General features: G+C 66.5%; 17 protein-coding genes and 1 tRNA gene. 9 read left to right on the forward strand and 9 right to left on the reverse strand.

What is annotated here, in order from left to right:
• The first annotated feature begins 8 nt into the window (after positions 1 to 8).
• Together VAPA_RS08020 and VAPA_RS08025 are read left to right on the forward strand one after the other, a co-directional pair.
• Positions 9 to 1001: a type II secretion system F family protein gene (locus VAPA_RS08020; protein ID WP_021006264.1), complete on the forward strand. Its 993-nt coding sequence runs from the start codon at positions 9 to 11 to the stop codon at positions 999 to 1001.
• A gap of 12 nt (positions 1002 to 1013) precedes the next feature.
• Positions 1014 to 1922: a type II secretion system F family protein gene (locus VAPA_RS08025; protein WP_021006265.1), complete on the forward strand. Its 909-nt coding sequence runs from the start codon at positions 1014 to 1016 to the stop codon at positions 1920 to 1922.
• A 15-nt stretch (positions 1923 to 1937) separates the two neighbouring features.
• Here the strand turns inward: VAPA_RS08025 and VAPA_RS08030 are convergent, their stop codons facing one another.
• The 3 genes from VAPA_RS08030 to VAPA_RS08040 all read right to left on the reverse strand — a co-directional run bounded on the left by VAPA_RS08030 (position 1938) and on the right by VAPA_RS08040 (position 4729).
• Positions 1938 to 2627: a response regulator gene (locus tag VAPA_RS08030; RefSeq protein WP_021006266.1), complete on the reverse strand. Its 690-nt coding sequence runs from the start codon at positions 2625 to 2627 to the stop codon at positions 1938 to 1940.
• Positions 2628 to 2645: 18 nt separating this feature from the next.
• Positions 2646 to 4334 (reverse strand): sensor histidine kinase, encoded by a 1689-nt coding sequence (locus VAPA_RS08035; protein WP_021006267.1) that lies wholly within the window; start codon positions 4332 to 4334, stop codon positions 2646 to 2648.
• 319 nt (positions 4335 to 4653) lie between these two features.
• Positions 4654 to 4729: transfer RNA gene (locus VAPA_RS08040), tRNA-Ala, on the reverse strand.
• Positions 4730 to 4823: 94 nt separating this feature from the next.
• Between VAPA_RS08040 and VAPA_RS08045 the strand changes: the two genes are divergently transcribed.
• Positions 4824 to 5690 (forward strand): alpha/beta hydrolase, encoded by an 867-nt coding sequence (locus VAPA_RS08045; protein ID WP_021006268.1) that lies wholly within the window; start codon positions 4824 to 4826, stop codon positions 5688 to 5690.
• 11 nt (positions 5691 to 5701) lie between these two features.
• Here the strand turns inward: VAPA_RS08045 and VAPA_RS08050 are convergent, their stop codons facing one another.
• Complete coding sequence (locus VAPA_RS08050; RefSeq protein ID WP_021006269.1) at positions 5702 to 6679, reverse strand: GMP reductase; 978 nt, start codon at positions 6677 to 6679, stop codon at positions 5702 to 5704.
• 231 nt (positions 6680 to 6910) lie between these two features.
• Positions 6911 to 7567 (reverse strand): OmpW/AlkL family protein, encoded by a 657-nt coding sequence (locus tag VAPA_RS08055; RefSeq protein ID WP_041946371.1) that lies wholly within the window; start codon positions 7565 to 7567, stop codon positions 6911 to 6913.
• Positions 7568 to 7799: 232 nt separating this feature from the next.
• Between VAPA_RS08055 and azu the strand changes: the two genes are divergently transcribed.
• Both azu and VAPA_RS08065 read left to right on the forward strand, forming a co-directional pair.
• On the forward strand, positions 7800 to 8255 hold the full coding sequence (gene azu / locus VAPA_RS08060; protein WP_021006271.1) for an azurin: 456 nt from the start codon (positions 7800 to 7802) through the stop codon (positions 8253 to 8255).
• Positions 8256 to 8311: 56 nt separating this feature from the next.
• The gene (locus VAPA_RS08065) at positions 8312 to 10744 is read left to right on the forward strand and encodes a UvrD-helicase domain-containing protein (RefSeq protein ID WP_021006272.1); all 2433 of its coding nucleotides are present in this window, start codon (positions 8312 to 8314) and stop codon (positions 10742 to 10744) included.
• 72 nt (positions 10745 to 10816) lie between these two features.
• Here VAPA_RS08065 and VAPA_RS08070 read toward each other — a convergent pair whose 3' ends face one another.
• The 3 genes from VAPA_RS08070 to VAPA_RS08080 are packed head-to-tail and all read right to left on the reverse strand — an operon-like array spanning position 10817 to position 13107.
• Positions 10817 to 11641: a BPSS1780 family membrane protein gene (locus VAPA_RS08070; protein ID WP_021006273.1), complete on the reverse strand. Its 825-nt coding sequence runs from the start codon at positions 11639 to 11641 to the stop codon at positions 10817 to 10819.
• 10 nt (positions 11642 to 11651) lie between these two features.
• The gene (locus tag VAPA_RS08075; RefSeq protein WP_021006274.1) at positions 11652 to 12698 is read right to left on the reverse strand and encodes a homoserine kinase; all 1047 of its coding nucleotides are present in this window, start codon (positions 12696 to 12698) and stop codon (positions 11652 to 11654) included.
• 43 nt (positions 12699 to 12741) lie between these two features.
• A complete protein-coding gene (locus VAPA_RS08080; protein WP_021006275.1) occupies positions 12742 to 13107 on the reverse strand; it encodes a hypothetical protein in 366 nt (121 codons plus the stop codon).
• Positions 13108 to 13203: 96 nt separating this feature from the next.
• On the opposite strand from VAPA_RS08080, the gene polA reads away from it, so the two are divergent.
• From polA to VAPA_RS08095, 3 genes are read left to right on the forward strand one after another with little or no spacing between them, the layout of a single operon-like run.
• Positions 13204 to 16026: a DNA polymerase I gene (gene polA, locus VAPA_RS08085; protein ID WP_041946044.1), complete on the forward strand. Its 2823-nt coding sequence runs from the start codon at positions 13204 to 13206 to the stop codon at positions 16024 to 16026.
• Positions 16027 to 16059: 33 nt separating this feature from the next.
• Positions 16060 to 17343 (forward strand): M20/M25/M40 family metallo-hydrolase, encoded by a 1284-nt coding sequence (locus tag VAPA_RS08090; protein ID WP_021006277.1) that lies wholly within the window; start codon positions 16060 to 16062, stop codon positions 17341 to 17343.
• Between the two features lie 7 nt (positions 17344 to 17350).
• Positions 17351 to 18253: a LysR family transcriptional regulator gene (locus tag VAPA_RS08095; protein ID WP_021006278.1), complete on the forward strand. Its 903-nt coding sequence runs from the start codon at positions 17351 to 17353 to the stop codon at positions 18251 to 18253.
• 16 nt (positions 18254 to 18269) lie between these two features.
• Here VAPA_RS08095 and VAPA_RS08100 read toward each other — a convergent pair whose 3' ends face one another.
• Positions 18270 to 19490, reverse strand: a complete 1221-nt coding sequence (locus VAPA_RS08100; RefSeq protein ID WP_021006279.1) for a D-amino acid dehydrogenase — start codon at positions 19488 to 19490, stop codon at positions 18270 to 18272.
• Positions 19491 to 19724: 234 nt separating this feature from the next.
• On the opposite strand from VAPA_RS08100, the gene VAPA_RS08105 reads away from it, so the two are divergent.
• Positions 19725 to 20612 carry a transporter substrate-binding domain-containing protein gene (locus VAPA_RS08105; RefSeq protein WP_021006280.1) on the forward strand — a complete coding sequence of 296 codons (888 nt, stop codon included), beginning with the start codon at positions 19725 to 19727 and terminating at the stop codon, positions 20610 to 20612.
• Positions 20613 to 20643: the final 31 nt, after the last annotated feature.

The following is a 20643-nucleotide window of genomic DNA, read 5'->3' on the forward strand; positions in this document are numbered from 1 at the left end:
AGGCCATCATGTTCGACAATCTGGTTGGCGACACGCTCATTACGCTGTCGGTGTTGGTCTTCGTGACGGTGCTGATGGTGATCGAGGGCCTGTACATGCTGTGGCGTTCCTACCGGGGCCCCGAGGCGCAGAAGATCGGCAAGCGGCTGCAGGCGCTGTCCGCCGCCACCGACCGCATCGCGCAGGCACGGCTGGTGAAGGACCGTGTGCTCAGCGATGCGCCGTGGCTGCAGCGCGTTCTGCTGAAGCTCCCGCGAGCCCATGGCCTGGATCGCTTCATTCTTCAGGCCGGGCTGGAGTGGACGGTGTCCCACGTGCTGCTGGCCTGCGCGCTGTCCGGTGTGCTTGCCTTCTTCGCGATGGTGTCGCTTGCGAACCAGCCCGCGTGGATTGCCTTGCTGGCAGGCGTTGCCGGCGCCGCGGTGCCACTGCTCTACCTGAATCATCGGCGCAGCCGCCGCCTGGCGCATCTGGAGCGGCAGTTGCCGGACGCGCTGGACCTGGTGACACGTGCACTGCGCGCGGGGCATTCGTTCGCCAGCAGCGTGCAGATGATCGGCGAGGAAATGCCGGATCCCGTTGCCAGCGAGTTCCGCATGGTGGCCGACGAGGTCAACTTCGGGGTCTCGCTGCAGCAGGCGCTCACGAACCTGAGCGAACGCGTGCCGCTCACCGACCTGCGCTACTTCGTGGTCTCGGTGCTGATCCAGCGCGACTCCGGCGGCAACCTGACCGAGGTGCTCGGCAACCTGAGCCGGCTCATTCGCGACCGGCTCAAGCTGCTGGCACGGGTGCGGGTGCTGTCGTCGGAAGGGCGGCTGTCGGCCTGGATTCTGGGCCTGATGCCTTTTGCGTTGGCGGCACTCATGAACATCTTCAATTCGGAGTTCATGTCGCCGCTGTGGACCGATCCGATAGGGCAGACGGTCGTCAAGTACATGCTGGCCCTGATGGTGGTCGGCGTGGTGATTCTGCGCAAGATCGTGAAGATTCGTGTCTGAAGGAGAAATGCCATGCTGCTTCCCATCCTCGTGTTCGTTACCGTGTCCCTCGCCATCGGCGGATTCGCGGTCTGGATGCTGCCCACGCGCACCGAGCAGCGCCTGCGGGCGGTAGCGCCTTCATCTGGCAAGTCGGCTTGGGCCGAGACCGCCGTCAAGGTCGTCGGCCCCTTCGCCCAGCTGTCATCGCCCACGGGCGACGGCGAGACCTCACCGCTGCGCTTGAAGTTCCTGAACGCAGGCATCCGCCACCCGGATGCGAGCCTTCTCTACTTCGGCCTGAAGACGTTGCTGCCCCTCGGCCTTGCCGGCCTGGTCTTTGTGGCGATGCGCGCGGCAGGGGCGGGCGACGGGCTCACGACCCTGCTGTGGCTGGCGGTTGCGGCGCTGTTCGGCTGCTATCTGCCCAACATCGTGCTGCGCGTGATGATCAAGGGGCGCCAACGCGAGATCTTCGAGAACTTTCCCGATGCCGCCGACCTGATGCTGGTGTGCGTCGAGGCGGGCCTTGGGCTCGATGCCGCGCTGGTCAAGGTCACCGAGGAGATCCGCGTCAAGAGCGTGGCCCTGGCGCAGGAACTGCACTGGACCAATCTTGAGATGCGCGCGGGCGGCACGCGCGAGAAGTCGCTGCACAACCTCGCGCTGCGCACGGGCGTGGAGGAAATCGGAACCTTCGCCACCATGCTGACCCAGGCCGACCGGTTCGGCACCAGCATCGGCGAATCGCTGCGCGTTTTCTCGGACGACCTGCGCCACAAGCGCCAGGTTCGCGCGGAAGAGTTGGCCGCCAAGGTGCCGACCAAGATGCTGCTGCCGCTGGTGCTGTGCATCTTCCCGGCCATCTCGCTGGTCATTCTTGCGCCGGCGGCCATCCGCGTGGTTCGCATCATCGGGCCGATGCTCGGCGGCGGGCATTGAGCCCGGCGCCCGCGCTCAATGGGGCGCGGCGTCGAGCTGATGCTTGATGGCGTAGATGTAGAGTTCGAGCCGATTGGCCACGTCGAGCTTCTGGTAGATCGACGTGAGGTGATTGCGGAAGGTGTGCTCGGTCACGAACAGCCGCGCGGCGAGCGTCTTGTTGGCGGCGCCGCTGCCTTCCACGACGGCGCGGATGATCTGCCGTTCCTTCTGCGTGAGGCTCGCGATCTTGGCCGCTTCGGGGTCGGCCTTCGCCGGCTTCTTTTGCGAAGTCAGTTCGGAGAACACGCGGCCCATGGCCTGCGCGTCGATGCACAGCTCGCCGTTGTGGACGCGCGAGATCGCATCGAGCACCTGCTCCGCGGAAGCGTCCTTGCACAACACGCCTCTTGCGCCGCGCAGCACGGCGAGGTCCAGCGTCTGCTGGCTGCGTTCCGCCGTGAGGATGAGCGCGCGCGAGACGTCGTTCGACAGCAGCTTCGGAAGTATGTCGAGGGAGCATCGGCCTCCCAGGTCCAGATCGAGCAGGATGACATCGGGCACGACGTGCTCGGTCTGTTCCAGGGCCTGCTCGCAGCAGTTGGCGGTGGCGACGACCTTCATGCGCGGCTGCTCGCCGTCGATCAGTCTCGACAGGCCCCACAGCATGGTCTGGTGATCGTCTACGAGCATGACGCCGATGGGGTGCGTGGCTGTGGATTGCATGTTGACACCTTCGCCTTCTTAGATGGGTATTTCGATCAGTACTGCCGTGGCGCCGCCCGCACCCTGGCTGACCTGCGCGCTTCCGCCCAGGGCGGCTGCGCGTTCGCTGATGGAACGTGGGCGGAAATCCGTGAAGTCCATGCCGCAGGACTCGTTTTCGATCCGGATCTGCAGCCCGCCGTCCGTGCAGCCGATGTGGATGCGGCCGCGGTGCGCATGGGTGTGCTTGCAGATGTTGTTGAGTCCTTCGCGCACCAGCTGGAGCACTTCGGCCGTCATGCGGTCGTCGAGGTGGACATCGCCATCGACCAGGATCTCCATGTCGATGCCGTAGAGCGTCTTGATGCGCGCAGCCTGGCGGTGCAGGTGCGGAAGAATGAACTCGCAGTGGCTTTCCCCGCCATGCTTGACGACGCCCGCATAGTGGCGCAGGTCGGCCACCACGCTCTCTGCCATGCTGGCCAGCTTGTCCAGGTCATCGACCAGCGGATTGTCGGCGCCCGCCTTCTTGCGCAGCGCGCTCAGCCCCAGCTTCAGGCCGATGTAGGGCTGGATCGCGGTGTCGTGCAGATCCAGCGAGATTTTCAGGCGCTCCTTCGAGGCGGCCTCCGAGGCCATCCGGTCGAGCACCCCGATCGTCTCGATCACCGGAAAGACCTGGCCCATCATGTGCGCCAGGAACAGCGCATCCGATTTGCGGAACAGCCCCTCGCTGGACGACACGTAGATCCGCCCCTCTCCCTGGCGCATTGGCAGCGGGGCGCTGATGAAGGAGCGCGCCTCCAGCATGGCGGCAACCGCGGTGCTGCGCCGCAGGCCGGGCTCGTCCTGTGCGTACCAGCGGCGCAGGCGAAGGTCGAAGGCATGGCCCTGCACGCACAGCCGGTTCAGCGGCCAGGGCAGGCGATTGCGCAGCACGATGTGCCCGGGGTTCAGTGCCATCAGCGGCGAATCGAAGGCATCGCCGATCGTCTCGACGTCGACCGCCTCGCCCACATGGCTTTGCCTGAGGGTGCGCATGACCCAGCTGCTGGTTGCCGTGTCGCGCGTCAGGAGAACGCAGTGGCTTGCCTTGTAGAACGCCAGCGTCTTTTCCAGGGTGCTGGCGATCGTGCGGGCGACGCCGAACCTGGGATTCGACAGCCGGCTTACCTGGCTCAGGAGCGAAAGGCGCCGCCTCAGCTCGACTTTCGATCCGCCCCAGTGCCCGATCATGTGCCCCAGCGCCAGCAGGAAGGTGGTGCGCATCAGCAGCTGTGGCGTGTCGCTTGCGATGCTCGTGCCCAGGCCGCACACGGCCAACGAGGCTACCGAGGCCATGGTTACCCGGGCGCCTTCCTCGTATCCCCATCGGAAGGACGAGGTGAGGATGGCGAAGAAGTAGAAGAGGAAATAGAGGCTTCCGATGCCGCCGGTCGCGAAGACGATCAGCGTGAACCACAGCACGTCGAACCAATGGATGGCCTTGCCCTGGAAATAGGGTTGGCCTTTTCGTGTGCAGATGTACACGCCCAGGCTGTAGAGCGCATAGCAGGAAAACGCGAGCCAGACGGCGCTGCCTACCCGTTGCTGTGGGTCGCGAAGGTCAACCGCGACCGCCAGCAGCGCGGACACCGCCAGCACCAGCCGCATCCGCGACACCATGAGCGCATCGGCGGTGAGGCTGGAGTCGGTCCCGTAATCCGGGTCGATGGAGTTGGCTTGCATGGCGTTTTTTCAAGTGCAAAGAGCGGCTCATGCCCTGTCAGCCAACCACGACAAGGTGCCCATGCCCCTGGGAGGGAAGCTTTGAGAAGTAACACCTTGGTTCACTTTTGCACCAAATTTAATATCTGCGAGGATTTCACATTACTACTTTCGTAGTCGAAAGCAATACTTTTCGGTTAACCCCGTTTGCAATGTGTACTTTTGTTACCGAATGAAGCAAATTGCGACATCCCGGCTGGCGGATGCATCGCGGGCCGAAAGTGCCCAGGGGCTAGGCAAAGAAAAAGGGCTCGGAAAAATCCGAGCCCTTCTGATGGGATGGTGGAGAGGATGAGGATCGAACTCACGACCTCCGCATTGCGAACGCGGCGCTCTCCCAGCTGAGCTACCCCCCCAACGCAAGCTGGATTTTAACCGGAACAGGCCCGGGAACGCATGGCCCGCATGCCAAGATACGCGCTTCGAAAAAAGAAGGAAAGCACAACCCGCATGGCCTCGTACGAGCCCGCCTGGCTGGAAGGCATGTACAACAATCTTGCGCGCGTGAAGGATCACCCGGCGTACTTCGCCCGCTGGGGCCGCGACTCGCAAGCCGTGCGCGAAACCTTGCCCGGCCGGATCGACGTGCCCTATGGCCGGGGCGTGAACGAGACGCTCGACATCTTTCCGGCACCCGTGCCCGGCGCACCGGTGCTGGTGTTCATTCACGGCGGCTACTGGCGCGCGATGGACAAGCGGGACCATTCGTTCATTGCGCCCGCGTTCAACGACCGCGGCGTGTGCGTGGTGATGCCCAACTACGCACTGTGCCCCGGAACGGCGGAGGAACCCGTCACCGTGCCCGGCATCGTCATGCAGATGGTGCGCGCGCTCGAGTGGACCTGGCGCAATGCCGCGAGCTTTGGCGCGGACCCTTCGCGCATCACCGTGGCGGGCCATTCGGCCGGCGGCCACATGGCGGCCGCGCTGCTGGCCTGCAACTGGAAGGCAGTCTCGCCGGACCTGCCGGCGCAGCTGGTGCGCAATGCGCTGTCGATCTCGGGCCTTTACGACCTTCGGCCGCTGCAGCGCACGCCGTTCCTGGAGAACGTGCTGAAGCTCGGCGATGCGGATGCGCTGCGCGCCAGCCCGGCGCTGTGGCCGGCCCCCGCGCGCGGCCAGCTGCATGCGCTGGTGGGCGCCGACGAAAGCGAGGAATTCATCCGCCATAACGCGCTGATCCGCGAGGCCTGGGGCCGCAACGCCGTGCCCGTGTGCGAATCGCTGCCGGGGCTGAACCACTTCAGCATCGTCGATGCGCTGGCGGACCCGGCCCACAGGCTGCACCGCGACGCGGTGCAGCTCCTGGAGGCCTAGCAGGGCAGGGCTTACATCAGCAGGTGCTCGCCCGCGTTGTCGCCGCCGAGCGTGACGTAGTTGACCTTGCGGATGTCCATCAGCGAGCGGCCGCCCGCGTAGCTGATGGAGCTCTGCACGTCCTGCTCCATCTCGATCAGCGTGTCGGCCAGCTTGCCCTTGATGGGCTCGAGGATGCGCTTGCCCTCGACGTGCTTGTATTCGCCCTTGTTGAAGTCGCTGGCGGAGCCGTAGTACTCCTTGAAGAGCGCGCCGTCGACCTCCACGGTCCGGCCAGGCGATTCCTCGTGCCCCGCGAAGAGCGAACCGATCATCACCATCGAGGCGCCGAAGCGCACGCTCTTGGCGATGTCGCCATGGTCGCGAATGCCGCCGTCCGCGATGATCGGCTTGGTTGCCACGCGCGCACACCACTTGAGCGCGCTGAGCTGCCAGCCGCCGGTGCCGAAGCCGGTCTTGAGCTTGGTGATGCAGACCTTGCCCGGGCCAATGCCGACCTTGGTGGCGTCGGCGCCCCAGTTTTCCAGGTCGATCACGGCTTCGGGCGTGCCGATGTTGCCGGCGATCACGAAGGAGCCCGGCAGTTTCTGCTTCAGGTAGCCGATCATGTTCTTCACGCTGTCGGCATGGCCGTGCGCGATGTCGATCGTGATGTATTCGGGCACCAGGCCCTCGGCCGCCAGCTGGTCGACCGTGTCGTAGTCGGGCTTCTTCACGCCCAGCGAAATCGAGGCGAACACGCCCTTGCCGTGCATCTGCTTGACGAACTTGACGTTGTCGAGATCGAAGCGGTGCATCACGTAGAAGTAGCCGTTCTGCGCCAGCCACAGGCAGATCGGCTCGTCGACCACCGTCTTCATGTTGGCCGGCACCACCGGCAGGCGGAAGCTGCGTGCGCCGAGCGTCACGCTGGCGTCGCACTCCGAGCGGCTTTCCACGCGGCACTTGCGCGGCAGCAGAAGGATGTTGTCGTAATCGAAAATTTGCATGAGAAACCAAGCTCCTGCGAAAGGTGCGCCGCGGAACGATTTCGGCGGCGTGGGCGCTTGGTCCCGGCCCGGTCGATTGGCGCCGTGCAGGCACAAAAAAACCGGGCGACAAGAAACTTGGGCCCGGTGATTGATTATAGGGAGGTGGCGCCTCGCCTTCCTCCGCACTTTCGTATAGACCTTATTCGCCGGCCGGTCTGCCCGGCCGCGCAACCACCTCCAGCGGCTCGCTCAGAAGCGATAGCCGATGCCCACGCCGACCAGCAGCGGGTCGACCTTCACCTTGGAGATCCTGGTGCCGGCCAGGCTCACACCGGTGCGGATCTGCACCTTCTTCAGGTCGAAGTTCAGGAACACGTTCTTGGTGAGCGCAATGTCGACGCCGCCGCCGATGGCCAGGCCGAAGCTGTCGTGATCGAGGCCGAGCCGGCCCACCGTCGGCACATCGAGATTGACCGAACTGATGCGCGTGTAGTTCAGGCCGGCGCCCAGGTAGGGACGAATCGGGCCGTCGGGAATGAAGTGGTATTGCAGCATCAACGTCGGCGGCAGGTGCTTGAAGGTGCCGATGGCCACCGGCCCTCCGAGTGCGCTCTGCGCCACCGTGACCTTCTGCTTTTGCGGAACCGTCAGTACCAGTTCGGCGGCGACGTTCGGCGTGAAGAAATAGGTGAAATCGACTTCGGGAATCGTCTTGCCGTTGATCGTGATGGCGTCGGCCGGCACGGCCAGCTTGCCGATCGGATCCGAGTGGTTGGCCGGGTCCAGATGGACGGCGCGGGCGCGTACCAGCCAGTTGCCCTGTGCTTCCTGGGCCAGGGCAGGGGCGGCGCACAGGGTGCCGAGGAGGGCGGCGGCGGCAGCGGCGCGCGCGAGATTCTTCTTCATGGTCATGGGATTTCCAGTTGTGACCGACACGGGATTGACAGTCGCAGGCAGTCTCGGCACGCGCTGTCTCCGGATCTCTGATCCAGATCAACAGTTGCATGGGCCTGTGGTGAAAAGCACCATGCGGCGGCACCATTTGATGCAGATCAGTGCCGTGCGGCGGCCGCGCTCGACAATGCGGCCACCGCTGCACGCTGTGCGCCGCCTTTCGTTTTTCCTGGAGATTGTTCCCATGCTTCGTCACCGCCTCGCTGCCATCGCCGTCCTGGCGCTCGCTTCTTCTTCCTCCGCCTTTGCTGCCGACTGCAGCATCGAGATCGAAGGCAACGATGCCATGCAGTTCAACAAGCCCGCCATTGAGGTGAGCAGGAGCTGCAAGGAATTCACCGTCAAGCTCAAGCACGTCGGCAAGCTGCCGAAGCAGGCCATGGGCCACAACTGGGTGCTTGCCAAGACGGCCGACGTGCAGGCGGTCGCCGCCGACGGCATCGCTGCGGGCCTGCCGCAAAACTATGTGAAGGCCGGCGACGCGCGCGTCGTGGCGCACACCAAGGTCATCGGTGGCGGCGAAAGCGACAGCGTGACCTTTCCGGTCGCCAAGCTGGGCGCGGCCGACAGCTACACCTTCTTCTGTTCCTTCCCCGGCCATTCCTCGATCATGAAGGGCACGCTGAAACTCGTGAAGTAAGGGCGCGGGCGACCCCGCCGCCGCGTCGGGACGCCCCGGCTTCCTACAATGCCGGGATGTCTCTTTTCGGCTCGTACGACGCCACTGCCGGCGCACCCCCATCCCCAGCGGCCGATTCGCCCCTGCTCGCCAACCTCAACCCGGAACAGCGCGCCGCGGTCACCCTGCCTGCGGGCAATGCCCTGATCCTCGCCGGCGCCGGCTCGGGCAAGACGCGGGTGCTGACCACCCGCATCGCCTGGCTGCTGCAGACCGGCCAGGTCTCCGCCGGCGGCATCCTGGCCGTGACCTTCACCAACAAGGCCGCCAAGGAAATGATGACGCGGCTGACGGCGATGCTGCCGGTCAACGTGCGCGGCATGTGGATCGGCACCTTCCACGGCCTGTGCAACCGCCTCCTGCGCGCGCACTGGAAGCTGGCCAACCTGCCGTCCACCTTCCAGATCCTCGACACGCAGGACCAGCTCTCGGCCATCAAGCGGCTGATGAAGCAGTTCAATGTCGACGACGAGCGCTTTCCGGCCAAGCAGACCCAGTGGTTCATTGCCGGCGCCAAGGAAGACGGCCTGCGTCCGAAAGACGTCGAAATCCGCACCGAGGACGACCGCAAGAAGGTCGAGCTCTACCAGCTCTACGAAGAGCAGTGCCAGCGCGAAGGCGTGGTCGATTTCGGCGAGCTCATGCTGCGCAGCTACGAGCTCCTGCGCGACAACGACCCGGTGCGCGAGCACTACCAGCGGCGCTTCCGCCACATCCTGATCGACGAGTTCCAGGACACCAACCGCCTGCAGTACGCGTGGATCAAGATGCTCGCGGGCAACACCGTCGCTGGCCAGTTCGTGCCGGGCGAGCACAACAGCGTGATCGCGGTGGGCGACGACGACCAGAGCATCTACGCCTTTCGCGGTGCGCGCGTGGGCAACATGGCCGACTTCGTGCGCGAGTTCGACGTGCAGCACCAGATCAAGCTGGAGCAGAACTACCGCAGCTACAGCAACATCCTCGACTCGGCCAACGAGCTCATCAGCCACAACAAGAAGCGCCTGGGCAAGAACCTGCGCACCGACCAGGGCCCCGGCGAGCCGGTGCGCGTGTACGAGTCGCCCACCGACCTGGCCGAGGCGCAGTGGATGGTCGAGGAAATGCGCCAGCTCGTGCGCGACGGCTTCGACCGCAAGGAAATGGCCGTGCTCTACCGCAGCAATGCGCAGAGCCGGGTGATCGAAACGGCGCTTTTCAACGCCTCGGTGCCGTACCGCGTGTACGGCGGCCTGCGCTTCTTCGAGCGCGCCGAGATCAAGCACGCGCTGGCCTACCTGCGCCTGCTCGAGAACAAGGACGACGACACCAGCTTCCTGCGGGTGGTCAACTTTCCGCCGCGCGGCATCGGCGCGCGCACGCTGGAGCAGCTGCAGGATGCGGCGCGAACGGCGGGGCGTTCGCTGCACGATGCGGTGAGCGTCGTCGGCGGCAAGGCCGGTGCCAACCTCACTGGCTTCGTTGCCAAGATCGACGTGCTGCGCGAGCAGACCCAGGGCGTGAGCCTGCGCGAGATCATCGAGCTGGTGCTCGACCACAGCGGCCTCGTCGAACACTACAAGGCCGACCGCGAAGGCGCCGACCGGATCGAGAATCTGGAAGAGCTGGTGAACGCGGCCGAGAGCTTCGTCACGCAGGAAGGCTTCGGCCGCGATGCAGTGGCGCTGCCCATCGACGAACTGCGCCAGTCGCCCGCGAGCCAGGGCATCGACCCGAACCAGCCCGTCATCGACGAGCCGCTCGCGCCCGATGCCGAAACCGGCGAAACACTGAGCCCGCTGGCCGCGTTCCTCACGCATGCAGCGCTCGAGTCGGGCGACAACCAGGCGCAGGCCGGGCAGGACGCGGTGCAGTTGATGACCGTTCACGCCGCCAAGGGCCTGGAGTTCGACTGCGTGTTCATCACCGGCATGGAAGAGGGCCTGTTCCCGCACGAGAACTCGATGAGCGATTTCGAGAGCCTCGAGGAAGAGCGCCGCCTGATGTACGTGGCGATCACGCGCGCGCGCAAGCGCCTGTACCTGAGCCATTCGCAAACGCGCATGCTGCACGGCCAGACGCGCTACAACGTGAAGAGCCGCTTCTTCGAAGAGCTGCCCGAAGGCGCGCTCAAGTGGCTCACGCCGAAGAACCAGGCCTTCACGCCCTCGGCCTTCGGCTATGGCGGCGGCTATGCCAGCACGCGCGGCGGCGGTGGCAGTTACGGCAGCGGCAGCGGTGGCGGCTACGGTGGCAGCAAGGACACCTTCGCGAGCCCGCCGGTGCCGCCGCAGAAGACCGCGCCCTCGCACGGCCTGCGCTCGGGCATGCAAGTGTTCCACAACAAGTTCGGCGAAGGCACGGTGCTGTCGCTCGAAGGCACGGGCGACGACGCGCGCGCGCAGGTCAAGTTCACCCGGCATGGCGTGAAGTGGCTCGCCCTGTCGGTGGCCAAGCTCACGCCGGTGTGAGCACCGGCCGGGTCGGCCATTGGAACCGGCCGGCGGCTGCCGGCTGTCCCGGGCCGGCGGGCTGCCCGGCGGTCAGTTCGGATCGAAGCTGTCGCGGAAGGTGAACCACGTGGAGCTCAGCGACATGGCCGCGAGCACCAGCGCCGATCCCACGATCAGCACGTTGCCGATGAGGGCGGCGCCGCCGGCCGCCGCGCCCACGCCGATCAGCACGGTGGCGATGAGCCCCATTCCGATGCCCGCGAGCAGGAACACGCCGAACCACGCCAGCACGAAGAGGGCGTAGGCGCCGAAGTTGCGAAACAGCGCCACCACGCTGAAGAAGATGCTCTTCACCGGCTCCACGCCGTGCCAGTGCACGAGTGCCGGGGCGTGCCACATCGCCAGCGAGAGCGGCAGGTTCAGGCACATCAGGAACATGCGTGCCACCTGGAAGTCGCTGCTCGCCAGGGTCTCGGCCGACGGCATGTCGTCGAGCAGGTAGGCGCGTGCCAGCTGCCCGCCGTCGATGAAGCTCGTGAGCAGCACGGCCACCACGAAGTACGCCGCCGAGATCACCCCGAGCTTGACCAGCGCGCGCCATTCGGTGCGCATGGCGGCGGCCACCGCCACGAACATGGCGGAGCCGGTGGGCCGCTGCGCGTGGCCGGCGGTGCCGACGCCCTCTGCGTTGTCGGTGTAGGCCACCGAAGTGGCCACCATCAGGCCCAGCGTCATGAAGGGCAGCAGGATCGGCGCCAGCACGCTGCCGACGAGCGGCAGCAGCGACACCGTCGAGATCAGCGCCATCAGCAGGAAGAACAGCGAGACGAAGGCGAGCGGCTGCCGCCAGAAGGTCTTGAGCCCGAGGCGGACCCATTCGGCGCCGGTTCGCGCCGGCACGATGTGGAGTTTCATTTTTTGAGAATCAGGCGGCCAGCGGCTCGAGCGACTGCGCCATGACGTGCGGGTGGTAGACGCGCTCGCGCAGCACGCGTTCGAAGTGCGCCGGATCGTGCGGCTTCAGCATGCTGGCTTCGCGCGGCAGGTGAAAGTCCCACAGCCGCGAAATCCAGAAGCGCAGCGCCGCGGCGCGCAGCATCGCGGGCAACAGGGCGCGCTCGGCCGCATTCAGCGGGCGCACGGTTTCGTAGGCCGCGAGCAGCGCGTCGGCGCGTTCGGCATCGTGTTCGCCGCTCGAGAGATCGATGGCCCAGTCGTTCAGGCACACGGCCAGGTCGAACAGCCAGGTGTCGGTGCCCGCGAAATAGAAGTCGAACACGCCGGTGAGGCGTGGCGCCGCGCCGGCGTGTTCGCCGGTGGCGAACATCACGTTGTCGCGGAACATGTCGGCATGCACGGGCCCGCGCGGCAGCGCCGCGTAGGCCGACGATTCGGCAATGTGGTTCTGGTAGGCGAGCTCGGCGCGCAGCAGCGCTGCCTGCGATTCGTCGACGTACGGCAGCACCACCGGCACGGTGTCGTTCCACCACGCGAGGCCGCGCAGGTTCGGCTGGATGCGCGGAAAGTCGCGCGCGGCCAGGTGCATGCGCGCCAGCATGGCGCCCAGTTCGGTGCAGTGGGCCGTGCCCGGCGCCAGTTCGCTTCGGCCCGAGAGCCGCTGCACCAGCGCGGCCGGCTTGCCCGCCACCTTGAGCAGCAGCTCGCACGGGGCGTTCGCGGGAATCGTCAGCGCATGGCCCGAGGGCGGCTGGATGGCCGGATCGGCCACCGGCTCGGGCACCGGCAGGCCGCGGCCCGCCAGGTGCTTCATGAGACAAAGGTAGTAGGGGAGCTGCTCGGCGCTGAGGCGCTCGAACAGCGTCAGCACGAACTCGCCGCTTTCGGCGGTCGCGAAATAGTTGGTGTTCTCGATGCCGCCCTCGATGCCGCGCAGCTCGCGCAGGGGGCCCAGGCCGAGGCGCTGCACGAGCGCGTCGGCCTCGCCGAATTCGACTTCGGTAAAAACTGCCATGGCGGTGCTCAGCGTCTCGCTGCCGATGGAAGGCGCAGCACGGTCAGAACTTCATCACGTTCCAGACCCGGGCGCCGTTGCCGTTCGAGTTGGCATCGCCCGAACCCGTGCGCGCGCCTGGATCGTTGGGCCGCACCTCGTAGCCCGGCACGTTGGCCTTGGGCTTCACGTTGATGCTCTGCGTGCGGCCGCCATAGCGCACCTCGTCGACCGAGGCGCCGCTGTCTTCCGTGTGGATGTGCTCGACCTTCTGGTTGCGGCGGCCGTCGGCCTGCTCCTGATTTTGTAGCGGCTCGGCCGGCGCAGGCGTTGCGACGGGTGCGGGCTGCGCCTGGACGGCGGCAACAGGAACGGCAAAGGCCAGCGCCAGCAGGATGCGGCGGGCGACCAGGAGTGTGGGGCTAGGCATGCATGGATTGTAGGCGCGGGGCGCTTTCAGGGTGTCGGCGGGCGGCGCTTGACAGCGTGGTTCGGGATGCCGGTCCGGGCACGGCAAAATGGCCCGATGACCGACAAGAAAACGCTGCTGCTCGTCGATGGCTCGAGCTATCTCTACCGCGCCTTCCATGCCATGCCCGACCTGCGGGCAGTGCCCGGCGACCCGAAGAGCCCCGCGACCGGCGCCATCCGCGGAATGATCAACATGATGACGGCGCTGCGCCGCGAGGTGCGCGCCGACTACGCGGCCTGCATCTTCGATGCGCCCGGCAAGACTTTCCGCGACGACCTGTACCCCGAATACAAGGCCAACCGCTCGCCGATGCCCGACGACCTGCGCAGCCAGATCGACCCCATCCACGAGGTGGTGAAGCTGATGGGATGGCCGGTGCTGTGCGTGCCCGACATCGAGGCCGACGACGTGATCGGCACGCTCGCCAAGACCGCAGCCGGGCAGGGCATCGAGGTCATCGTTTCCAGCGGCGACAAGGACCTGAGCCAGCTGGTGGACGAGCACATCACCATCATCGACACGATGAACGGCAAGAAGCGCGACGTGGCGGGAGTCACGTCGGAGTTCGGCGTGCCGCCCAACCTGATGATCGACTACCAGACGCTGGTCGGCGATGCCGTCGACAACGTGCCCGGCGTCGAGAAGGTCGGCCCCAAGACGGCCGCCAAATGGCTGCTCGAATACGGCTCGCTCGACGCGCTGATCGAGCGCGCGGCCGAGGTGAAGGGGCAAGCCGGCGAGAACCTGCGCAAGGCCTTGGGCAAGCTACCGCTGAGCCGCCAGCTCGTCACCATCCGCACCGATTGCGACCTGGCCACGCACGTCGCCGGCCTGCCTTCGCTCGAAGGCCTGCCGGTGGGCGCGCCGCAGACCGCCGAGCTCAAGCCCTTCTACGAAAGGTTCGGCTTCAAGAGCCTGGTCAAGTCGATCGAGGCGCTGGAAGTGCCGCCCGAGCTGATCGAGGAGAACATCAAGAAGCAGATGGCCCGCGGTGGCGCCGCGAGCACCGACCAGGGTGGCCTGTTCGACGAATCGACCGAGCTCGGCGCGCTGGAGGCCGCTGCGCCCGCGAGCAACCTCCAGTACGAGACCATCACCACCTGGGAGCAGTTCGACGCCTGGCTCGCCAAGCTCGAGGCCGCCGAGCTGGCCGCCATCGACACCGAGACCACGTCGCTCGACGAAATGGTCGCGCGCATCGTCGGCGTGAGCTTCAGCATCGAGCCCGGCGCGGCGGCCTACATTCCGCTCACGCACAACTATCCCGACGCGCCCGCGCAGCTGCCCATCGACGACGTGCTCGCCAGGCTCAAGCCCTGGCTCGAAAACCCGGCGAAGAAGAAGCTCGGCCAGCACATCAAGTACGACCGCCACGTGCTCGCCAACCACGGCATCGAGGTGCAGGGCTATGCGCACGACACCATGCTGCAAAGCTATGTGCTCGAGGCGCACCGGCCGCACGGCCTCGCAAGCCTGGCCGAACGCCACCTGGGCCGCAGCGGCATCTCGTACGAAGACCTGTGCGGCAAGGGCGCGCACCAGATCCCGTTCAGCCAGGTCGACATCGCCAAGGCCGCCGAATATTCGTGCGAGGACAGCGACCAGACGCTCGACGTCCACCTGGCGCTGTGGCCGCAGATCGAGCGCGACGAGAAGCTGCGCTTCATCTACCAGCTCGAGATGGATTCGAGCGAGGCGCTCTACCGCGTCGAGCGCAACGGCGTGCTGATCGACGCGCCCACGCTCGCCGCACAGAGTCACGAACTCGGCACGCGCATCATGGCGCTCGAGCAGGAGGCCTACGAGATCGCGGGCCAGCCCTTCAACCTGGGCTCGCCCAAGCAGATCGGCGAGATATTCTTCACCAAGCTGGGCCTGCCGGTGGTCAAGAAGACGCCGAGCGGCGCACCCAGCACCGACGAGGAAGTGCTCGAGAAACTGGCCGAGGACTATCCGCTGCCGGCCAAGATCCTCGAGCACCGCGGCCTGTCCAAGCTCAAGGGCACGTACACCGACAAGCTGGGCCAGCTCGCCAACCCGCGCACCGGCCGCGTCCACACGCACTATGCGCAGGCGGTGGCGGTCACGGGGCGCCTGTCGAGCAACGATCCCAACCTGCAGAACATCCCGATCCGCACGCCCGAAGGCCGCCGCGTGCGCGAAGCCTTCATTGCGCCGGCCGGCAGCGTGATCGCGAGCGCCGACTACTCGCAGATCGAGCTGCGCATCATGGCCCACATCAGCGGCGACGAGTCGCTGCTGCGCGCCTTCAGGGACGGCATCGACGTGCACCGCGCCACTGCGGCGGAGGTGTTCGGCTCCACGCCCGACCAGGTGTCGAGCGAGCAGCGGCGCTATGCCAAGGTGATCAACTTCGGGCTCATCTACGGCATGAGCAGCTTCGGCCTGGCGCGCAACCTGGGCATCGAGACCAAGGCCGCGGCTTCCTACATCGAACGCTACTTCGCGCGCTATCCGGGCGTGAAGGCGTACATGGACGAGACCAAGGCGCTGGCCAAGGAAAAGGGCTACGTCGAGACCGTGTTCGGCCGGCGCCTCTACCTGCCCGAGATCAATTCGCCCAACGGTCCGCGCCGCGGCGGCGCCGAGCGCGCGGCCATCAACGCGCCGATGCAGGGCACGGCGGCCGACCTGATCAAGCTCAGCATGATCAAGGTACAGAACGTGCTTGACGAAGAAAAGCGCGCCACCCGCATGATCATGCAGGTGCACGACGAACTGGTGTTCGAAGTACCCGAGGCCGAGGTCGAATGGGTGCGCACCGAAATCCCGCGCCTGATGGCCGGCGTGGCGGAACTCAAGGTGCCGCTGCTGGCCGAGATCGGCATCGGTCCCAACTGGGACAAGGCGCACTGACCCAGCCCAACGAAAGAAAGAAGAAGCACGCACATGACATTCCAGCCCCGCAAATTCCTGCTCGCCGCCGTTTGCGCCGCCTGCCTCGGCACCGCGTTTGCCGCCCCCGATGCCCGCATCGCCTCGCTGGCCGCCAAGGAAAAGCCCGCGCTGCTCGAGACGCTGAAGGAGCTGGTCTCGATCGAATCGGGCAGCCGCGACCTCGAAGGCCTGGAGAAGATCTCCGACCTCATCGCCGCGAAATTCAAGGCCATGGGCGGCGAGGTCGAGCTGATCGACCCGAGCGCCGAGGCCTACCGCATGGAAGACACGCCCGAGAAGATCGGCAGGGTCGTGCGCGCCACCTTCAAGGGCACGGGCAAGAAGAAGATCATGCTCATCGCGCACATGGACACGGTCTACACCGTGGGCATGCTCAACAAGCAGCCGTTCCGCGTCGAAGGCGACAAGGCCTATGGCCTGGGCATTGCCGACGACAAGCAGGGCGTGGCGGTCATCACGCACACGGTCGCGATGCTGCAGGCGCTGAAGTTCAAGGACTACGGCACGCTCACCGTGCTGATCAACGGCGACGAGGAAATCAGCTCGCCGGGTTCGCGCACGCTCATCACGCGGCTGGGCGGCGAGCACGACGCGGTGCTCTCGTTCGAGGGCGCCTCGGTCAAGGAAGACAAGCTCTCGCTGGCCACCGCGGGCATTGCCTCGGTCTCGCTGAACGTCACGGGCAAGGCCTCGCATGCGGGGTCGGCGCCGGAGCTGGGCGTGAATGCGCTCTACGAGCTGTCGCACCAGATCCTGCAGATGCGCGACCTGTCCGACCCCGCCACGGGGCTCAAGATGAACTGGACCATCTCGCGCGCGGGCAGCAACCGCAACGTGATTCCGGCCAGCGCCACCGCGGGCGCCGACGTGCGCGTGCTCAAGGTGAGCGACTACGACCGCATCGAGCAGCAGGTGCAGGAGCGCGTGAAGAAGCAGCTGATTCCCGAGGCCAAGGTCGAGATGAAGTTCGAGCGCCGCCGTCCGCCACTGGAGGCCACCGATGCCTCGCGCGCGCTCGCCAAGCATGCGCAGCAGATCTACAAGGACGAGCTCGGCCGGCCGCTGGGCGCCGACGACAAGGTGGCCGGCGGCGGCACCGATGCCGCCTTTGCCGCGCTCAAGACCAAGGCGCCGGTCGTCGAGCGCTTCGGCCTGCAGGGCTTCGGCGCGCATTCGGCCGATGCCGAGTACGTGCTGGTCGACTCCATCGAGCCGAGGCTCTATCTTGCAACCCGCATGGTGATGGACCTCTCGCGCAGCAAAATCGGCAACTGACGTCGCCATGCGCCTGCGCCACATCGAGGTCTTCAACGCGATCATGCTCACGGGCAGCGTGAGCGCGGCGGCGCGGCTCATCAACATCACGCAGCCGGCGGTGAGCCGCACCTTGCAGCATGCCGAGCTGCAACTGGGCTTTCCGCTGTTCCAGCGCGCCAAGGGCCGGCTCACGCCGACCACCGAGGCGCTCACGCTGTATCCGCACATCGAGCGGCTGTTTGCGCAGCTCGACGAGGTGCAGCGCCTCGCGGCCAACCTGCGCGCGGGCAGCGACACCGGCGAGCTGCGCATCCTCAGCGTGCTGGCGCTGAGCTACGAGGTGCTGCCGCGCGCGCTCAAGGCGTTCCGCGAGAAGCACCCTGGCTATTCGATCACCGTCGAGTCGCTGCACTCGCCGCAGATCATGTCGGCGCTGCTGCTGCAGGAGGCCGACGTGGGCTTCGTCTTCAGCCCCGCGGTGCATCCCTCGCTCACGCAGGAAACGCTCGCCGACACGCGCATGGTGTGCATCGCGCCCAAGGGCATGCTGCCGCGCGCGCTGGTGCGCAACGGCTCGGTGGCGCTGCACGACCTGGTCGACCGGCCGGTGATCGGGCTCGACAGCCGCGACCCGGTGGGCACCAGCCTGAGCCAGGCCTGCCGCCAGGCGGGCGTCGGCTTCCAGCAGGCGGTGGTCACGGTGCAGACCTACCACGCGGCGCTGTCGATGGCGCACCACGGGCTGGGCGTGGCGCTGGTCGATGGATGCACGGCCCGTTCGGCGGACGCCGCCAAGGTCGACGTGCTGGCGCTGGAGCCTCACATTCCGGTGCCGGTGCGCGCCTTGCGTTTCGCGGGGAGGCCCGATTCGGTGGCGGTGCGCGGCATCACGCGCTGCATGCGCGAGGCGATCGAGCAGGCCGTCTGACCCGTGGCGGGGCAACTCAGGAAGCCGCGCTCTCCAGTGCCTGCGCAATCCGCTGCGCCGAGCCGAAGGCCAGCGTGAAGCCCAGCGCGCCGTGGCCCGTGTTGAACAGCATGTTCGCCGGCGCGCTCGGCAGCCGCCCGATGATCGGCAGCCCCTTGGGCGTGGCCGGCCGCATGCCGGTCCACGGATGCAATTCTTCGAGCCGGCTTGCATGCGGGAACACGGCGCGCGTGGCGGCGGCCAGCGTTTCGATGCGCGTGGCCGGAATGCTCGCGTCGTGCCCCACCAGTTCCGCCATGCCCGCCACGCGCAGCCGCGAGCCGATGCGCGCGAACACCACCTTGCGGGCGCTGTCGGTCACGTTCACGCGGGGCGCCGCGCCCGGTGAGGGGTCGACCTCCACCGTGATGCTGTAGCCCTTGAGCGGATACACCGGCAGGTAGGCGCCCAGCGCGCGCCCCAGCCTGTGCGAGGCCGAGCCCAGCGCCATCACGAAGGCCTCGGCCTCGACGTCGCCGGCGCTCGTCTGCACCGCCGCCACCCGTCCGTTGCTGCGTGCGAAGCCGTGCACGTCGGCGCCGAGCAGAAAGCGCACGCCGCGCGCGCTGAGCACCCGCATGAGTTCGGCGCAGACCTTGAGGCAGTCGGCTGCGCACTCGCTGGGCGTATGGACCGCGCCTGCCATCTGGCTGCGGTAGCCCGCGAGCGCGGGCTCGATGGCAGCGCATTCGTCGGGCGAGACGAGGCGCTGCTCGCTGCCCATGGCGCGCTGCAGTTCGAGCTGCGCGCGTGCACCGTCGAGCGAGGCCGCACTGGCGTACAGCACCAGCTTGCCGGTGGCGGAAAAGTCGCAGTCGGGCGCCACGTCGGCCTGCATCGCCTCGAATCCGGTGCGGCTGAGCGCGGCCAGCGCGAGCAATTGCGCGGTGGTGCTGCGGGAGGTTTCCGCATTGCAGGCGGCCAGGAAGGCCAGGCCCCAGCGCCACTGGAGCGGGTCGAGCTGGGGCCGCAGCTTGAGCGGCGACGAGGGCGAGAGCAGCAGCTTGGGCAGCTGCTTCCAGATCGACGGATCGGCCAGCGGCTGCACGTACGAGTAGCTCAGCTGCGCGCCGTTGCCGCCGCTCGCGCCCGCACCGGGGGCTGCGCGGTCGATCACCGTGACTTGGTGGCCCCGGCGTTCGAGCTGCCAGGCGGTGGCCAGGCCCACGATGCCGGCGCCGAGCACACACACATGCATGGAGGCAACTTTCCGGGAGGGAGTGAATAGGGGACAGCATCGACTGTAGGTGCGCGCCGCGCCGGCCGGAAATGCCAAAAGCGCGGTGGCCCATAGCCAAAGCGCATGCCTTGCCGCCCGGCTTTGCCTGACCCATAACCTTTGGGTATGACCTAGGGTTCAATTGGAATTGTCGCGCCGTGTCACTCCTTCTTACACTGGCCGCTCTGTTCAACCAATCTGAAGAAGGCTCGCATGAAACTCTCCGCATTGATGGCCGCCGCTGCCGTGGTGTTGCTTTCCGCCACCGGCGTCCAGGCCGCCGACACGCTGGCCAAGATCGCCGAGACCGGCAAGATCACGCTCGCCTACCGCGAGTCGTCGGTGCCCTTCAGCTACCTGGACGGCCCCAACAAGCCGATCGGGTTCTCGGTCGAACTCTCCAACGCCGTGGTCGAGGCGGTGAAGAAGAAGCTCAACAAGCCCAGCCTGCAGGTGCAGCTGATGCCGGTGACCTCGCAGAACCGCATTCCGCTCATCACCAACGGTACCGTCGACCTGGAGTGCGGTTCCACCACCAACAACAGCGCGCGCGGCAAGGACGTGGCCTTTGCCGTCAACCATTTCTACACGGGCACGCGCCTGCTGGTGAAGAAGTCCTCGAAGATCAAGGACTACGCCGATCTGGCCAAGAAGACGGTGGCCAGCACCACCGGCACCACCAATGCGCTGGTCATGCGCAAGTACAACACCGAGAAGAACCTCGACATGGACATCGTGCTCGGCAAGGACCACGCCGACGCCTTCCTGCTCGTGGAAAGCGACCGCGCCGTGGCTTTTGCCATGGACGACATCCTGCTGTTCGGCCTGATCGCCAATGCCAAGAACCCGGCCGACTACGAGGTGGTGGGCGAGGCGCTGCAGGTCGAGCCCTATGCCTGCATGCTGCCCAAGGACGACCCGGCCTTCAAGAAGCTGGTGGACGACACCTTCATCGGCATGATGAAGAGCGGCGAGTTCGAGAAGCTCTACACCAAGTGGTTCATGTCGCCGATCCCGCCGAAGAACGTGCCGTTGAACCTGCCCATGAGCCAGCAGCTCAAGGACAACATCAAGGCGCCTTCGGACAAGCCGGCGACCTGAGCTCGCTCCCAGGCTGCGCGCACTTCAGAGA

Origin of the sequence: Variovorax paradoxus B4, from assembly GCF_000463015.1 — a bacterium.
Lineage (GTDB): Bacteria > Pseudomonadota > Gammaproteobacteria > Burkholderiales > Burkholderiaceae_C > Variovorax > Variovorax paradoxus_E.

What these genes read in the sequence shown, in the direction of transcription:
- VAPA_RS08020 (WP_021006264.1), top strand. Translation starts at nt 9, where the DNA reads ATGTTCGACAATCTGGTTGGCGACACGCTCATTACGCTGTCGGTGTTG.
- VAPA_RS08025 (WP_021006265.1), top strand. Translation starts at nt 1,014, where the DNA reads ATGCTGCTTCCCATCCTCGTGTTCGTTACCGTGTCCCTCGCCATCGGC.
- VAPA_RS08030 (WP_021006266.1), bottom strand. Translation starts at nt 2,627, where the DNA reads ATGCAATCCACAGCCACGCACCCCATCGGCGTCATGCTCGTAGACGAT.
- VAPA_RS08035 (WP_021006267.1), bottom strand. Translation starts at nt 4,334, where the DNA reads ATGCAAGCCAACTCCATCGACCCGGATTACGGGACCGACTCCAGCCTC.
- VAPA_RS08045 (WP_021006268.1), top strand. Translation starts at nt 4,824, where the DNA reads ATGGCCTCGTACGAGCCCGCCTGGCTGGAAGGCATGTACAACAATCTT.
- VAPA_RS08050 (WP_021006269.1), bottom strand. Translation starts at nt 6,679, where the DNA reads ATGCAAATTTTCGATTACGACAACATCCTTCTGCTGCCGCGCAAGTGC.
- VAPA_RS08055 (WP_041946371.1), bottom strand. Translation starts at nt 7,567, where the DNA reads ATGAAGAAGAATCTCGCGCGCGCCGCTGCCGCCGCCGCCCTCCTCGGC.
- azu (WP_021006271.1), top strand. Translation starts at nt 7,800, where the DNA reads ATGCTTCGTCACCGCCTCGCTGCCATCGCCGTCCTGGCGCTCGCTTCT.
- VAPA_RS08065 (WP_021006272.1), top strand. Translation starts at nt 8,312, where the DNA reads ATGTCTCTTTTCGGCTCGTACGACGCCACTGCCGGCGCACCCCCATCC.
- VAPA_RS08070 (WP_021006273.1), bottom strand. Translation starts at nt 11,641, where the DNA reads ATGAAACTCCACATCGTGCCGGCGCGAACCGGCGCCGAATGGGTCCGC.
- VAPA_RS08075 (WP_021006274.1), bottom strand. Translation starts at nt 12,698, where the DNA reads ATGGCAGTTTTTACCGAAGTCGAATTCGGCGAGGCCGACGCGCTCGTG.
- VAPA_RS08080 (WP_021006275.1), bottom strand. Translation starts at nt 13,107, where the DNA reads ATGCCTAGCCCCACACTCCTGGTCGCCCGCCGCATCCTGCTGGCGCTG.
- polA (WP_041946044.1), top strand. Translation starts at nt 13,204, where the DNA reads ATGACCGACAAGAAAACGCTGCTGCTCGTCGATGGCTCGAGCTATCTC.
- VAPA_RS08090 (WP_021006277.1), top strand. Translation starts at nt 16,060, where the DNA reads ATGACATTCCAGCCCCGCAAATTCCTGCTCGCCGCCGTTTGCGCCGCC.
- VAPA_RS08095 (WP_021006278.1), top strand. Translation starts at nt 17,351, where the DNA reads ATGCGCCTGCGCCACATCGAGGTCTTCAACGCGATCATGCTCACGGGC.
- VAPA_RS08100 (WP_021006279.1), bottom strand. Translation starts at nt 19,490, where the DNA reads ATGCATGTGTGTGTGCTCGGCGCCGGCATCGTGGGCCTGGCCACCGCC.
- VAPA_RS08105 (WP_021006280.1), top strand. Translation starts at nt 19,725, where the DNA reads ATGAAACTCTCCGCATTGATGGCCGCCGCTGCCGTGGTGTTGCTTTCC.